This window comes from Thermomonas sp., assembly GCF_029945965.1.
In the GTDB taxonomy this organism is placed as follows: Bacteria; Pseudomonadota; Gammaproteobacteria; order Xanthomonadales; family Xanthomonadaceae; genus Thermomonas.
The window spans coordinates 168,990-183,799 of the sequence record NZ_JAQSDO010000015.1; the positions used below are offsets into that span (position 1 = coordinate 168,990).

Here is a 14,810-nt window from a genome sequence, read left to right on the forward strand (position 1 = left end):
CCGCTTCAGTCGGTGCCGCACAGGGTCAGCGGCGTAGGGCGTTGCGAGAGCAGGGCGCGCAATTTCGATGGCAGGGCGGGTCGCAGCAGCGCTTGTGCCCCATGGCGTGACGTGGCCTCCAGCAGCGCGGGACTCGGGATCGCGTACAGCATGATGCGCACGGCCCGTGCTTGCCGGGCCTTGGCTGCACTCAGGAGTTGCCAGGCAGGGTCGTCTGGCGTTTCTTCGTCGAACACCCGCGGTTGGTGGATTGGGGCGATGGCGATGCCGTTGTCGCGGATCTCGATGCGGATGCAATCGCCGCGACCCGCGCCGCAAGCAATACCCGCCCGCCGTGCGGCGCGGCCTTGAGCGCATTGTCGAGCAGGCGCCCAAGCAGGCCGCCCAGCATGCCGGCATCGGTGAACACGGCATGCGCGCCGGCCTGGCAATGCAATTCGACCCCGGCTTGACGCGCGGCTTGTGCTTGCGCGTCCAGCAGTTCGGCGAACAGTGGTTGCAGGTCGCAGGCCATGGCATGTGCTTGCAGGGTTCCGGCATCGAGTTGCGACAACAGCAGCAGGCCGTCCAGGGCCTCGCGCCGCAGTTGCTCAAGAGCCAGGTCCATCACCTGCAGCGGCTGCCGCAGATCGTGGTTGGCGGATGCCAGGAAGCGATCCTTGGCACGCATCGCACCGTCGCTCTGGTGCATCAGCCGGACCATGTCCGCCGCCATCTGCCGGCGTTGCGCAGCGCTGTCGTCGCCTTGCGAAATGAGTACCTCGATGCGTTGCCATGCGCCGGCCAGCAATGCCGCCAGCTGGGGCGAACGGGTGGATGGGACCGATGTCGCCGATTCCAGCAGGACCGCGAGCCGGTTTGTTTCACGTTGCAATCGCTGGCGATGCAGGAATGCCGATACAGCCGCACCCGATAGCCCGCCACCGACGGCGATGCCCGATGCCAACAACGGCGGCTGCATCGCATCCATTCATGCTCCGGGATTAGCCTATTCAGCGTATTCGCAGGGGATAATCACTGCGATATCCCATCGGCGATATCCGGATCAGGAGGCTACGGCCCGATATGGGCTCCGGCTAGGCCGAACGTGGTATCGAAATCGCGCCTGTCGCAGTGCAGACTGCAATACAAGGATTCGCGCGTCTGCCCGCCGCAATGGCATGCCCATGGTATGTGCGGGGCATGCGCGGAAGGCTTCCCGGCCGACATGGCCTGATTTACATGACCGAGGACTAACCATGAATACGACCAAGCTTCTAAGCCCGGCGCTGGTGCTTGCACTGCTGGCCGCCTGCGGTGGCGCGTATGCACAGGACGCACAGGATCCGCCTTCGGTGGATTCCATCATCAACAGCCTGAAGACAGACACGCCTGCAGCAGCCCCGGGCCAGACCCGCGCACTGCGCCCGGGTGCTGCCTCGATGTCGACCGCGCCGGCACCGGCGCCGGTGGCCAAGCCGGCATCAATCAACATGCAGATCAATTTTGAATACAACTCGGCCGCTATTTCCGGCAGTTCCGAGCGCACCATGGCCACCCTGGCCAAGGCACTGGCCTCGCCGCAGTTGGAAGCTCGCAAGTTCACCGTGATCGGGCATACCGATGCCAAGGGCTCTGCCATCTACAACAAGGCGTTGTCTGATCGCCGTGCCGCGGCCGTGCGCAACTACCTGATGAGCAACGGCGTGGCGGCTTCACGACTGAAGGCGATGGGCAAGGGCGAAAGCGATCTGCTGAACAGCAGTGACCCGAACGCCGCAGAAAACCGCCGGGTCGAGATCCAGGCAACCGGCGGCTGAGCAAGCTGTCGTGCCGATCCAGGTCGTCAATGGCGCACAACTGATGTGCAGTTTTGGCGTAGCGCCATCGGTGCTCGTTGTACTGCCGGTCAACCGGACCTTGTCCAGCAACATGCCGGCCGCGAACATCATGGATCACATACCGATGGTCAACATCATGCCGTTCGGTATGTGCACTACGCCAACGAATCCGGCAGTTGCAGCGGCAACGGCAACGGCATTGGGGGTGCTGACGCCCATGCCATGCGTGCCGGTGACCCCGGCCCCATGGGTACCTGGAGCACCCACCGTATTGATCGCCAACATGCCGGCGCTGGACAACACCAGCAAATGCATGTGCACATGGGCTGGGGTGATCTCCGTGGCGAATCCGGGCCAGGCCACTGAAATGATTCCGTGAACTGGCTGTTTTCGCACGACATGAAAAAGGCGGCCCCGGCCGCCTTTTTCGTATGCCCGATGGACTGGTTTCAGCTCTCGATGCCGGAAACAATCAACCCAGCATATTGCCGGCATTGCCCATCGAATTGGCGGCATTGCCCATTGCGCCGGCAGCGGCGCCGGTGGCCGACTGCGCCGCGCCGACTGCGCCCTGTGCAGCCTGTGCACAGGCGGTTGACGCTTTTCCAATCGAGGACTGGGCGCTGGCGATGGCGCCTTGTGCAGCTTCGCCCGCCGTTGCCACGGCGGATTGCGCCGCAGTCTGGGCATTGTTCAACGCGCCCTGGGCCGCGCCGCTCAAAGCCTGCTGGGCCTGTTGCGCAGCCTGGTTGGCCTGTGCAAGGCCCTGTTGCGCGGCTTGGTTCGTCTGTTGCTGGGCCTGGGCGGCGGCCTGTTGTGCGCCGGCGATCGCCTGTTGCGCCGCATCGCCGGCCTTTTGCTGTGCGTCATCGATCGCCGACATCGCCTGGTCAACTGCGCCCTGCGCCGCCTGTTGGGCCTGATCCTTCATGCCGTTGACGGCTTCCCTGGCTTGCATGATGGCCGCGCCGGCCTGTTCGCGCACCGCTTGCTGCGCCTGCTGTACCCCCTCCTTGGCTGCGCCCAGGGCCTCTTGCGCTGCACTGTTGGCGACTGCCTGGGCCTCGTCCAGCGAGTTCATCGCATCGTCCATCGCGCTGAGCGCGTCGTCGGCGAGGGCGTCGGCCTGGTCCAGTGCGTTGTTGGCCTGGTCCAGCAGCGGTCCCGCAATGTCGTTGAGTGCGCCGACCCCGTTGGCAAGTGCGTTGTTGGCTTGCGCGGCGCGGCGGGCCAGCTCTGCCTGCAGCGCACGCACATAGGGACAGTCCGACGCCGGGAAATTCACCGGCAGGTTCGGGAAGCTGGTGGGTAATGCCGCGAGTGCATTGCCGACTGAGCCAAGCGCATCGCGCGCCTGGTCGATCACCGCCGCTCGCGCTTGTTCGATGGCATTGGTGGCGGCATCGCGCAGTGCCGCTTGGGCCTGGTCGATGGCATTGTTGGCGGCATCAAGTGCATTGCCGACGCCGTCCTCGATCATGGTCATGGCGTTGTCGACCATGCCCATGGCGTTGTCCAGTGCTTCCTGCGCAGCCTGTTCGGCGACGTCCATCGCCTGGTCCAGGGCTTGGCTCGCCTGGTCCAATGCACCCTGGACCGCGGCCTTGGCCTGGGTTTGCGCGCTGTCGACGGCGGCCTGTGCCTGCGACAACGCATTCTGTGCGGCTGCACCTGCCTGCTGGCTGGCGTCGGTGAGTGCCTGGTTGGCTTGCGCCAGTGCGTTCTGCGCCATGTCGTTGGCCGCGGCGCTCGCGGCATCCATGGCCTGGTTGGCCTGCGTGATCGCACCTTGTGCTGCGGCTCCCGCCTGTGTTGCCGCCTGTGTTGCCGCCTGTTGCGCCTGCGTCACTGCACCGTTGGCTGCACCTGCGGCTGCCGCGACCGCATTCGCGACAGCGGTTTGCGCCTCGGCAATCGCGCCATGTGCGGCGGCAGCGGCCTGGCTGTTGGCAGTCGCGGCTTGCTGCTGCCCTTGCTGAACGGCTTGTCCGGCTGCTGCGCCGATGCCCGACAGGCCTTCGGTCATTGATTCAAACATGTCAGCCTCCTTGCGTCCGGCGGAAATCGCCATACGCGGCGGCGGTCCACATCTCGATCAACATGGCGCGGTCGAGCTGGGAACTGGTGCGATCCGCGAGGATGTTGACGATGGAGGGGTCATGGCCGACGCGATCATTGCCGAACAACGAACAGGCGAGGGCGTAGCTGGCGACGGCGCGCTGGCTGCGCAGGCCGGCCTTGCGGCAGTGCGCGATCACCGCGTCGAGTTCGGCGTCCAGCTGGTCGAGTTGGAGCGGGGTCTGGCCACCCAGGTGGAGATTGAGGAAATCAGCGAGGTTGTTGCGAAGCTGGACTTCGCCGATTTCGGTCATCTGTTTACGTTTGACGGCAAGCACTGCAGGCTCCTTCAGGCTGCTGCCGACAACAGCAGTGACTGTGGCTCAGGCTTGCCATCACGCGCGAAGAACAGCGCGGAATCGGGCGTCCTGTCCTCGACGTATACGCCGTGGATCGGACCGAAGAAGTCACGGCGAACGCCGGAATCCAGCACCGGGATCACGGTGCGGAAGGCACGTGGGTCGTAGAAACGGAACAACATGCTGGTCCCGTCCGGGGCGGAGACGCGCAGGACCCGGCGCAGGTGCGAACGCACCGCGCGCAGGTCAAGGCCGGCGTCGGTCAGCAGCACGATGCCCCAGTGGCCGTTCCAGCCTTCTTTCAGCGCCAGTTCCGTGGCGCCACTTTTTGGATCCAACTTCACCACGTAGGGTGCAGCGGCGCTCAGCATCGGGTCGAGCGAACCTTCGAACAGGCAGACTGCGTCCGGGGCGATCTTGGCCAAGCGGGACGGGAGTCCCTCGATCATCGCGCCATCCAGAACCGCGTAAACGGCCCGCGCGGGATGTCCGAAGACGGCCCTGTGCAATGCCTCGTACTGAGCTTGCGGAATCACCTGATCCTGTCTCCAGCCTTTCATTGGCATGAACCGCGACACGAGCCGCGCATTAAGAGTTCACGATGCGGTCGATGCAGTCCCTGGCTAGGGAAACGGAGGTTCTCCGTGCCTGTGCCATAGGGTATACGCAGAGTGGCGGACAAACAGGTCATGCCATCAGCGCCGCGTAGGCGGCGCGGGCGGCTTCGCACTCCGCGCAGAACGGCTGGCCTTGGCGTGCGGCATTGCTCAGGGCCTGCGCCTGCAATTGCTGGATCGGATCGATGACCTTCCCGGGCTCGGACTTGATCGCTTCCTCGGGCTCCGTCGCTTTTTCGGGCTTGTCAGGAGCAGTCGCGGACTGGGCGGACCCACCAGAATTGATCATCACCATCGTGCCCACGATGGACACGCCCGCAGGGCCTATGTTGATGAAGTTGGAGCCGGCCTTGAGGCTGATCGAGACTCCCGCCTCCAGGACCACGCTCGTTCCGCCCTTGATGTGGGCGTTCATACCGCTCTTCACGAGGAAATCAGTACCGGAGTCCAGGTTGATGCTGCCTCTTTCAGTTTGCAGCTTCAGATCATTTGTCACCTTCAGGTGTTCATCGCCCTCGACGTACGCGAAGCGCTTGCCCTTGGTCGTCTGGTGCTGGTCAAGTTCCGTTTGCTCGTAGCGGTTTTCCTTGACAAGGGCATGCATGTCCTTGCCGATGAAGGACGTCGCTTTCTCGGTGACCCGGGTCTGCAGGTCCTTCTGCGCATGCAGGAAGATTTCCTCCTCGTCCTTCTTGTCCTCGAAGCGCAGTTCATTGAAGCCGCCACCACCCTTGGATGACAGCGTCTTCAGGGTCGAGCGCGTGGCATTCGCAGGCAGGTCGTACGGCGGCTTGTTGATGCCGTTGTAGACGCAACCGGTGACCAGCGGCTGGTCCGGATCGCCTTCAAGGAAATCAACCACGACTTCCATCCCGATCCGCGGGATGAACATGGTGCCGTAGCCGTTGCCGGCCCAGACCTGGGCAACGCGAATCCAGCAGGAGGTCTTGTCGTCGTATTGCCCCTGCCGGTCCCAATGGAACTGCACCTTGATCCGGCCGTGCTCGTCGGTATAGATCTCTTCGCCTGAGGGGCCGGTCACAAGCGCCGTCTGCGGTCCGCGTACAAGCCCCTTGGGAGTGATCAAAGGCGCGCGATAGGTGACCGCATGCGGGTGCACGGTGAAGCCGTTGCCGTAGTCCGATGGCCCGTCGCCGGTCAGGTTGTTGCGGCCGTGGTGCCAGACCGACAGGATCATGTACTCGATGTTGAAGGCATCGAATGTGTGGTCGTACAGGGTGAAGGTGTGGCCTGGCGCCAATGTGCGGATCTGGCTTTCCCCGCGCAGTCGCAGGTGGCTGGCTTCCTCCGCCTCCATGATCATCCTGGACAGGTGCTGGCCATCCGTCGATTCGACGAAGCCGCCGGGATAGCGATAGCGTTCCAGGTCGCGGTCTTGACCGATGGTGATGACCGTGGGGGTGTTCTCTCGCACTGGGCGCTTCTGCTTGAAATCCCAGTCGCCCAGCGTGATCTTGCGGGTACGCATCTGCTGTTCGAGCGTCAGCTTGCTGATCGCGTCCAGGCCGTGCGAATGGCCTTCGTGGTGGAATGGATATTCGTCGGGATCGAGTTTGGGATTGTTGTCGTTGTTGTCGGTGAAGACCAGTACGTGCTTGGTTTCGCCGTCATCGTCCTCGTTGTGGCGGAAGTAGTAGTGGATGCCTTCCCGCTCGATCAGGCGCGAGATGAAGTCGAAACTCGTTTCGTGGTACTGGGTGCAATAGTCCAGTGTCGGATGGTCCTCGTTGAGTTCCATCTTGAAGTCGCTGTAGTTGAATTCCCCGAAAATCGTCTCGACGATCTGCCGCACCGTCTTGTTCTGGAAGATGCGGCAGTCCTCGTGCTGGGTCATGAACCAGAACCACGGCACGATGTCGCATTCGTAGGTGTACAGGGGATCGTCTTCCGTGGAAGGCGCGCGGCCGGACCGGGCAAAGCGGGAGACGTAGCCGTTCCAATGGCGTTCGCCGCCCATGTGGTCGATGTCGGGGGTCTCGATGCGCAGGATCGCGGACTTGCCGATGATGTCGCGCACGTCGATGTCCTGCCGCGCCGAAATCAGCCGCAAACGGAACTCGAACAGCTGCGAGACCGATTCGGTGCCGGACATTTCCTGGATCAACAGGTCGTCTTCCTCGAATTCTTCGAGTTTGAGGAAATACATCCGGTTGCTGGTGGAGAGGTTCGCAGGCATGCCAATTCGCCAATGGTCGACGCTTATCGTCCGCTACCGCACGTAATGGCGACATTCGTCCGAAGTGCTATCCGCGGCCAATGCGACAGCCACGGATAGCGCGAAGGGTCTAGTCCGGATTGCTGGTCAGGCGACCGCATAGGCGAAATCGCCATCCTCGCCCACGCCAATCGTGATCGATTCGATGCCGCCGCCCTCGGCCATGCGTTCCAGCACGTGCCCGGACACATCCGGAAGCAGGGTGCCGGTGAGGATGTTGTCAATGTTGCGGGCGCCGGAGTCGACCTCGGTGCAACGCTTGGCAATGGCATCCACCACCGCGTCGTCGTACTTGAACTCGGCGCCGTGGTTGTTCTTGATCCGCTTGCCGATCTTGTTCAACTTCAAGCGCACGATCTTGCGCATGTCCTCGTCGCGCAGCGGGTAGTACGGGATCACCGCGGTGCGGCCCAGGAACGCCGGCTTGAACGCGCGGTTGAGTTCGGGCTTGAGCAGGTCGTTGAGGTAGTCGACGGTCGGAAGTTCTTCCGATTCGCTGCAGGCCTGCATCACCAGGTCGGTGCCGGTGTTGGAGGTCAGGATGATGAGGGTATTGCGGAAGTCGATCTCGCGGCCTTCGCCATCTTCCATGCGGCCCTTGTCGAAGACCTGGAAGAACAGCTCAAGCACGTCCGGATGCGCCTTTTCGATCTCGTCCAGCAAGACCACCGAATAGGGTCGCCGACGCACGGCTTCGGTCAGCACGCCGCCCTCGCCGTAACCAACGTATCCGGGCGGGGAACCCTTGAGGCTGGAAACGGTGTGCGCCTCCTGGTACTCGCTCATGTTGATGCTGATCATGCTGCGCTCGCCGCCGTACAACGCATCGGCAAGCGCAATGGCGGTCTCGGTCTTGCCCACGCCCGAGGTGCCGACCAGCAGGAACACGCCCTTGGGCTTGTCCGGGTCTTCCAGGTTCGCGCGCGAGGTGCGCACGCGCTGTGCAATCGCATCCAGCGCATGGCTTTGGCCGATCACGCGTTCTTCCAGCGACTCCTTGAGGCGAAGCACGGTCTTGATCTCGTCGGCGACCATCCGCCCGACCGGGATCCCGGTCCAGCCGGCGATGATCTGTGCGATCGCGTTGGCGTCGACCACCGGCAGCATCATCGGCTCGAAGCCCTGCAGCGCGGACAACTCGGCGCGCACGGCATTCAATTCCGCCAGCACCTCGGCGCGGCTGGGATCATCGGCCGGCAGCGCCTCGATCTTGTCGAGTCCGGCGTGGACCTTGGCGACCAGTTCCTTTTCGATGACGAAGCGTGCTTCGTCGGCCGCCAGCGTTGCGCTGAGCGCGGTCGTCTCCGCTTCGATTTCTCCTACGCGCTTGCCGTGGTCGCTGCCGCTGGACTGTTCCTTGTCCAGCTGTGCACGCTCGGTGGCGAGGATGTCCAGCCGGCGGCGTGCATCCTCGAGCTTCGCTGGTGTTGCGTTCTGGCCGATCGCGATCTTGGCGCAGGCGGTATCGAGCACGCTGACCGCCTTGTCCGGCAGTTGCCGGCCGGGGATGAAACGCGAGCTGAGCTTGACCGCTTCGGTGATCGCTTCGTCGAGGATGCGCACCTTGTGGTGAGCGGCCATTGCCTGGCCGACGCCGCGCAGCATCGAGATCGCTTTTTCGTCGTCGGGCTCGTCGACCTTGATCACCTGGAAACGGCGGGTAAGGGCAGGGTCCTTCTCGAAATATTTCTTGTATTCAGACCAGGTAGTGGCCGCAATCGTGCGCATCTCGCCGCGCGCCAGTGCCGGCTTGAGCAGGTTGGCGGCATCGTTCTGGCCTGCAGCACCACCAGCACCGATCAGGGTGTGCGCCTCGTCGATGAACATGATGATGGGTTTCGGGCTGGACTTGACCTCTTGGATCACGCCCTTCAGGCGATTCTCGAATTCACCCTTGACGCTGGCACCGGCCTGCAGCAGGCCGAGGTCGAGCGACAGCAATTCCACCCCGTGCAGAATCGGCGGCACATCGTCTTGGGCGATGCGCATCGCCAGGCCCTCGACTACGGCGGTTTTGCCGACACCCGCTTCGCCAGTAAGGATCGGGTTGTTCTGGCGACGCCGCGTGAGCACATCGATCATCAGGCGGATTTCCGCATCGCGGCCCAGGACGGCGTCCAGCTGACCGTCGCGGGCGCGTTGGGTCAGGTTGACGCAGTACTTGTCCAGGTTCGGACTGTGGCTCGGTTTGCCGCCGGTCGCGCCCGCGCCCGGGGTGGTGCCGTCACCGACTGCGCCGCCGCCGGCAGCATCACCGAGGGCACGCGCGTCGCGCGCTTCAGTGGAGGCTTCCACTAGCGCGTGGAAATTCTGGGTCAGGGATTCAAGGTTGATCTTCTCCAGCGAACGCGCACTGGCCGAGACCAGCCGGCGCAATTCGGAATCGGCCAGCAGGGCGACCAGCAGGTGGCCGCTGCGCACCTTGGCTTCGCCGAATTCAATCGAGGCCCAGGTCCAGCCATGTTCGAACAGCTTGGGGATCGTCGCGGACAGGGCAGGCGTGCGCTGGTTGCCGGTCTTGAAACCATCCAGGGCCTTGCCAAGTTCGCGCTCCAATGCTTCCGGCGCGATCTCGAACTGGCGCAGGATGCGGCGGATGTCGCTATTCTCGACTTCCAGCAGCTTGAGCAGCAGGTGCTCGACTTCAACGTCGTAGTGACCGCGGGACATGCACAGGCCCGCGGCACCTTCCATCGCGCCGCGGCAAGTGGTGTTCAGGCGTGCGACGAGCGAGCGTAGATTCAGTGCCATGATTGGCCTCCCATTGCGGAAAAATTGAATTCACAGTCCTGGGCCGGGCGCGGATCGTTGCGCCCTCCCAGCCAGGTGTTCCAGCCCAGTCGCGGACGGTCGACATTGCGTGCGCCCAGCCGCAGCGCCGGCACCTGGTCGGCGCGCAGCGACAGGCGGATGCGCAGGTCCAATGCCAAGCCGGTCAGGAAGCGGCTGAGCTCGATGATGTCCGGCAGCATCGTGCCGGTCGGCAGCAGCGCATTGAAGCGCTTGCGGTCGATCGGACCGATGTTCAGGCGCAGCGTGGACTGGCGGTCCCAATAGGATTTTCCCAGCACGCAGTCATGGCCCAGCCGATTCGAACTGCGGCCAAGCTGGGTGCGCGCGTCGGCGCCGATGGCTTGCCAGGTGCCAAGGCAGCTGTTGGCGCACACCGGTGCACCGACCACCGCAGACACCACTTGTGCCAGTGAGACTTCGCCGTGCGGACGCTGCGCGATCAGGCCGGAGAAATAGGTCATTGCGGCGCCAGGCATTGGCTTGCGGGCCTTGCCCGCACTGCGCTTGCCTGGATGCAGTTGCGCCTGCAAGGCCGGCGTGCCCATGCCGACGATGTGCTCCAGGTAGCCCAGCACCGAATTGTGGAAGCCAAACTGGCGGCCGATCTCCGGGCGGTGCTTGGCCCACGCCAGCCAGAACAAGGCGACCAGGCGATGGTTGAACAGGTCCAGGAATTCCTGCGCGCTGCGGTCCCGTTGGACCTGTTGGCGCGCGATCAGCATCTCGGTATAGGTGCGTGGCAAGACGCCTGATGGTCCGGTCAGGCCCAGGAAGTTCACGCAGACGCGGGTGTTGGCATCGCTGCGCGTGACCGAGTGCAATTCCGACGGCGGGAACGACAGCGAGGCTGGGGTCGTGAAGCGCAGCGGACCCGGGCGCGAGCCGGTGCCGCGCCCATCGAAGCCGTTGTCGGCATACATCAGGCGCACGGCCTGGAAGAAGCCGAACCGTCCCGGGTCATGGTGCAGGCGGTCGATTGCCGGCCGCATCGGATCGCCCAATGGAATCCCGTGGCCGTCGGGAGGATCTGCGTCGGGCTTGTCTTCGCTCATTGTGGCTGGGCTCATCGTTGCTGGCTCATACGAGCGGCTGTGCGCCACTGCGCGGCGGGAAGCGCACCATCCAGCCTTCGCGTTGCTGGGTGCGCACGCTCAGGCGCGTGTAGGAATTTGCGGTGCAGTACAGGCCGAAAAAGTGGTCGAGCATGCACGACATCAGGTAGACGCCGGAACCCACGTACTGGCTCTCGTCGAATTCCAGTTCGATCTCGGTGCCGCGCACGAATGCCTGCCGTGGTGCCTGTCCGATGCGCGTGGTCGATGGGCCACCGGATACGTTGGTGATGCCGGCGATCTGCTTGCGCACGGTGACCGAGTCGGCGAAGTTGTAGAGGCTCAGGATCTCCAGCAACGCTTCGCGACCCCCATCAATAATCGACAAGTGGTTGAGCGACAGGTGCGAGATCAGCCGCCATTGGTTGGCCATGCGCATTGGCGCACGCCAGGTCCCGCTCGGCTTCTTCAGCAGACGGGCGCTGGCGATCACGCCGCCTTGTTCCAGTTGCAGATTGCTTTCCTCGCCGCCGAACGGCAGCGCGGATGGCAGGTCGCGGTTGGTACAGGTCAGGCTGAGCGAAAGCGTGTCCACCACAGGAGCGCGCGGATTCATGTCGCGATCGACCAGGCTGATCATCACGTCGGTGCCATCGTCGTTCGGAAGTAACGATGGGCGTCGCTGCAGATACCAGTAGTGCCCGTCGCCGTCGTCATGCAGGCCGTGTTTCACGGAGTAGGCCGGATGGAACTCGACCACCTCGTGGCTGCTCGGGTTGCGACTGAACTTGCGCACCCAGTCGACCGAGTAGACCTCCAGCCCCAGCGGGCGGCGCACGTCAGGCACGATCTGGTATTCGTGGCGTTCCTGCGAAACCCGGATCGGCTCACCCTGCTGCTTGAACAGGTTGACGATTGGCGTACAGAACAACTTGAAACTGTCTGCGGAGACGGTCTGTTCCAGCCGCTGCAGGCGATCCGGCCGGCCGAATGCACTCAGCTCGATGGTGAGTTCCGCGGCACGCTGGAAGCGTGAGAAATCCAGGCCATCGATATCGATGAACAGGAATTTCTCCGGCAGCACGAAGAATTCCTGGATCAGTCGGTAGCCAAGGAAGGATCGCGGGTCGTAGTCGAGTAGGGCGTCGTCGTCGCCGTACCCGACCGGCTGCAAGGCCGAGGCGGGCAAGCGCAATGGTGGCACCTGGGTGGCGTCATCGGGCGCACGCAGGGTGATGCCGGCAACCGAATTGAGCAGGACCTCGTGCAGCGCGTGCACCAGCGGGCTTTCGCCGTCCAGGTACAGCCGCAGGCGATTGATCGGCAGCTTCGACAGGTCGGTCTGGCCGGTGGCTTCGATGCGGATGCGCAGCGTCGCGATGGTCTCGTCATGGGTCACCGCGAAGGCGGAGCGCTCGGCCGCCTCCAGGCGTGCATCTGCAATCTTGATCGGCCAGACCTCGACCGGGTAGCCGGTGCGATAGCGAACCGGCAGGCCTTGCACGGGCCGACTCAGCAGCTCGCTGTGCCGCGGCAGTTCCTGCATCGTGCTGATCTCGGCGCCCGGCGCCAGCTGCAGCTGGGCGATCGACATCGATGGCACCGGTCGCAGGAAGTGCGGATACAGCACCGACAGCAAGGCTTCGGTGATCTGCGGGAATTCGTCATCGAGTTTTTTGTGGATACGCGAAGTCAGGAACGCGAATGACTCGATGATGCGTTCCACGTGCGGGTCTTCGCAGACCTCGCCTTCCATCTGCAGGCGCGAGGCGATCTTCGGGTACTTGGAGGCGAACTCCTTGGACAGGCGTCGAAGGTAGGTCAGTTCGTTCTCGTAGTACGGCAGCAGATCTTCGAGCATGGCGTTCCCGCGCGTGGCCGGGTGACGCGGAATGCGCACCCGATATCAGCACAGGCTAGATAGCCATCGACGATGCGGCCATTTGCCGGAAGGCGTATGCACTCTGGATTCGCGTCGGTTGAAGCGTGCGTTGGAGCCTGAGATGGCGGCCATCCATGGCCGCCCTTTGCTACTCAAGGTGCATCAATCCTCGACGCAGAAGTCTGGATCCGGCACTGCGCAATCGCGCAGTTCGGCGGGGCCACCACGGGTCTTGATGCCGCTGGCAGCGGCGCTGCCAGCTACTGCCTTGGGCAGTAGCAGCCACATCTGCACCGGCTGATTGGTTGCCAACGCCATCTTGCCGGCCTTGTCGCCGAAGCCCCAGAAGAAATCTCCGCGCACGCTGCCGCGGATCGCGCCGCCGGTGTCCTGGGCGAACACCAGGCGCTGCATCGGACCCTTGCCGCCTGGTTGCTGGCCATTGATGAAAACAGGTGCGCCCAATGGCGTGGCGCGTGGATCCACTGCCATCGAACGACCCGGGCTGAGCGGCACGCCAAGTGCGCCGATCGGACCTTCCGGGCCATCGCCGATGCGGCGGAAAAATACATAGCTGGGGTCGGTGATGCCGGTCTTGGGCACTGCAGCACCTTCGCCAACGGCCTGGCCTGCGGACTTGCCACTGCCATCGCCCTCGTATTCGGACATGTCCATGTGTGCACCGGCCGAAGAGCCGGATGATTTCGCACTGCTGGGTCGTGCGATCGAGGCGACAACGTCTTCCTCCGGCGGCACGTAGTCGCTGTCATCGGCCACCGGTGCGGTGAGTAGCGCGGCGATCATCGCCTCGACTTCGGCAGATTCGACATGGATCGCATCGGTACTGGCCGCTGGCCTGCTGCTGGCCGCAGGACGCGATGGGCGCTTCCCTTGTTTCTTGCCGCTGTTCGACGGTCTTGAAGTCGATGCAAATGCTGCGGTTCCGGATCCGCCACCGGACAGGGCCGCCACGATGCGTGCGACTTCATCATCGACCGCGGAATTGCCGCCGGTTTTGCGCACGCCGCGAGTGCCGCCGGGGATGTCGATAGTCAGCGGCTCCGACAAGCCGCGTGCCTTGATTGCCTGCAGCATCGTGTCGGAGTCGCCGCGGGTCGCGTTGGGCATGAACGGGAAGCCGTTCTGCTCGGCGTAAGCCAGGCGAATCAGGCCGCCATCCTTGAGCTGGATCTTGCCCGAACCCTGGATCTGCATCGACCACAGCTTGAACGGGTCGGCGACCCACGCCAGCACCGGCGCGTCGATGCCGTTGGCATCGATCTCCTGGCGGTTGTAGTAGGGGCGGATGGTGTCACCGATGATGCGTACGCGGTAACGCTTGTCGCGATTGTTTGGACTGACACCGGCCAGATCAATTTGGTACTGATGCGCACCTGATTCACCGGTATCAGCACCGACCAACTTGCCTTGCGACACCTTCAGCCAACGGCTGGACTGGCCTGCGACCGTGCGCGAATCCACCATGTACATGTCGTTGGGGATGCCGTAAAGCGGATATTTGTAAGAGCCAGTGCGGTGCAGTGAGCCGGAGATCAACGGTTCGAAGTAGCCGGTCAGCTTGCCGGTGGCGCTGCGGGTCGAGGTCAGCATCTGGTAGGCATAGAACTCGTCGTGCATGAACTGCTGCAGCGCTTCATGGGTCTTGGGCAGCTTGGTCAGCCTGGCGCAGATTGGCGCCCATGCCGAGCGCCGCTTCATCGCCATGCAGTTGCTGGCGAAGCCAGCGCTGGTCTCCTCGAAGCTTTCGTTGTCCCAACCGGGGATCTCGTCGAACAGCACCGGGACATAAGCGGCGGTCTTGGTTGCGAATGCAGGCCCCAGATCCGGGTTGACCGGCGTTGTGGGTGCATCCGGCGCACTTTGTGCAGCGGCAAGACTGCTGATGGCGATGCCCAAGGCCAGCAGTGGCGTGCGCAGCGGGTGCTTGCTGGTCGTACTTGGGACGGTGCGGTTCATGGCTCATGCCTCCGCG

12 protein-coding genes are annotated in these 14,810 nt (G+C 63.6%); 2 read left to right on the top strand and 10 right to left on the bottom strand.

Translation table 11 applies throughout. The annotated features are described in order from the left end of the window. Positions 1–5: 5 nt before the first annotated feature. Positions 6–161, bottom strand: coding sequence for a hypothetical protein (locus tag PSV05_RS07105; protein ID WP_300063592.1), 156 nt, complete (start codon positions 159–161; stop codon positions 6–8). Positions 162–190: 29 nt separating this feature from the next. Next, positions 191–970 (bottom strand): hypothetical protein, encoded by a 780-nt coding sequence (locus PSV05_RS07110; protein WP_300063595.1) that lies wholly within the window; start codon positions 968–970, stop codon positions 191–193. 268 nt (positions 971–1,238) lie between these two features. On the opposite strand from PSV05_RS07110, the gene PSV05_RS07115 reads away from it, so the two are divergent. After that, positions 1,239–1,799, top strand: coding sequence for an OmpA family protein (locus PSV05_RS07115; RefSeq protein WP_300063597.1), 561 nt, complete (start codon positions 1,239–1,241; stop codon positions 1,797–1,799). A 43-nt stretch (positions 1,800–1,842) separates the two neighbouring features. Beyond that, complete coding sequence (locus tag PSV05_RS07120) at positions 1,843–2,199, top strand: DUF4280 domain-containing protein (RefSeq protein WP_300065384.1); 357 nt, start codon at positions 1,843–1,845, stop codon at positions 2,197–2,199. A gap of 93 nt (positions 2,200–2,292) precedes the next feature. Here PSV05_RS07120 and PSV05_RS07125 read toward each other — a convergent pair whose 3' ends face one another. The 8 genes from PSV05_RS07125 to PSV05_RS07160 form a co-directional block, all read right to left on the bottom strand. Then, on the bottom strand, positions 2,293–3,858 hold the full coding sequence (locus PSV05_RS07125; RefSeq protein WP_300063599.1) for a hypothetical protein: 1,566 nt from the start codon (positions 3,856–3,858) through the stop codon (positions 2,293–2,295). Position 3,859: 1 nt separating this feature from the next. Continuing rightward, positions 3,860–4,216, bottom strand: a complete 357-nt coding sequence (locus tag PSV05_RS07130) for a hypothetical protein (RefSeq protein WP_300063602.1) — start codon at positions 4,214–4,216, stop codon at positions 3,860–3,862. Between the two features lie 11 nt (positions 4,217–4,227). Next, the gene (locus tag PSV05_RS07135) at positions 4,228–4,803 is read right to left on the bottom strand and encodes a DUF4123 domain-containing protein (RefSeq protein WP_345782255.1); all 576 of its coding nucleotides are present in this window, start codon (positions 4,801–4,803) and stop codon (positions 4,228–4,230) included. A gap of 121 nt (positions 4,804–4,924) precedes the next feature. Next, positions 4,925–7,051: a type VI secretion system tip protein TssI/VgrG gene (gene tssI / locus PSV05_RS07140; RefSeq protein ID WP_300063608.1), complete on the bottom strand. Its 2,127-nt coding sequence runs from the start codon at positions 7,049–7,051 to the stop codon at positions 4,925–4,927. A 126-nt stretch (positions 7,052–7,177) separates the two neighbouring features. Continuing rightward, complete coding sequence (tssH, locus tag PSV05_RS07145) at positions 7,178–9,841, bottom strand: type VI secretion system ATPase TssH (RefSeq protein ID WP_300063611.1); 2,664 nt, start codon at positions 9,839–9,841, stop codon at positions 7,178–7,180. Further along, the gene (gene tssG / locus PSV05_RS07150) at positions 9,832–10,950 is read right to left on the bottom strand and encodes a type VI secretion system baseplate subunit TssG (protein ID WP_300063614.1); all 1,119 of its coding nucleotides are present in this window, start codon (positions 10,948–10,950) and stop codon (positions 9,832–9,834) included. Before tssG ends, tssH begins: the two co-directional genes overlap by 10 nt. A gap of 10 nt (positions 10,951–10,960) precedes the next feature. Beyond that, positions 10,961–12,796: a type VI secretion system baseplate subunit TssF gene (gene tssF / locus PSV05_RS07155; RefSeq protein WP_300063616.1), complete on the bottom strand. Its 1,836-nt coding sequence runs from the start codon at positions 12,794–12,796 to the stop codon at positions 10,961–10,963. A gap of 183 nt (positions 12,797–12,979) precedes the next feature. Further along, positions 12,980–14,794: an MltA domain-containing protein gene (locus PSV05_RS07160; protein WP_300063618.1), complete on the bottom strand. Its 1,815-nt coding sequence runs from the start codon at positions 14,792–14,794 to the stop codon at positions 12,980–12,982. Positions 14,795–14,810: the final 16 nt, after the last annotated feature.

What these genes read in the sequence shown, in the direction of transcription:
- PSV05_RS07110 (WP_300063595.1), bottom strand. Translation starts at nt 970, where the DNA reads ATGGATGCGATGCAGCCGCCGTTGTTGGCATCGGGCATCGCCGTCGGT.
- PSV05_RS07115 (WP_300063597.1), top strand. Translation starts at nt 1,239, where the DNA reads ATGAATACGACCAAGCTTCTAAGCCCGGCGCTGGTGCTTGCACTGCTG.
- PSV05_RS07120 (WP_300065384.1), top strand. Translation starts at nt 1,843, where the DNA reads ATGTGCAGTTTTGGCGTAGCGCCATCGGTGCTCGTTGTACTGCCGGTC.
- PSV05_RS07125 (WP_300063599.1), bottom strand. Translation starts at nt 3,858, where the DNA reads ATGTTTGAATCAATGACCGAAGGCCTGTCGGGCATCGGCGCAGCAGCC.
- PSV05_RS07135 (WP_345782255.1), bottom strand. Translation starts at nt 4,803, where the DNA reads ATGCCAATGAAAGGCTGGAGACAGGATCAGGTGATTCCGCAAGCTCAG.
- tssI (WP_300063608.1), bottom strand. Translation starts at nt 7,051, where the DNA reads ATGCCTGCGAACCTCTCCACCAGCAACCGGATGTATTTCCTCAAACTC.
- tssH (WP_300063611.1), bottom strand. Translation starts at nt 9,841, where the DNA reads ATGGCACTGAATCTACGCTCGCTCGTCGCACGCCTGAACACCACTTGC.
- tssG (WP_300063614.1), bottom strand. Translation starts at nt 10,950, where the DNA reads ATGAGCCCAGCCACAATGAGCGAAGACAAGCCCGACGCAGATCCTCCC.
- tssF (WP_300063616.1), bottom strand. Translation starts at nt 12,796, where the DNA reads ATGCTCGAAGATCTGCTGCCGTACTACGAGAACGAACTGACCTACCTT.
- PSV05_RS07160 (WP_300063618.1), bottom strand. Translation starts at nt 14,794, where the DNA reads ATGAACCGCACCGTCCCAAGTACGACCAGCAAGCACCCGCTGCGCACG.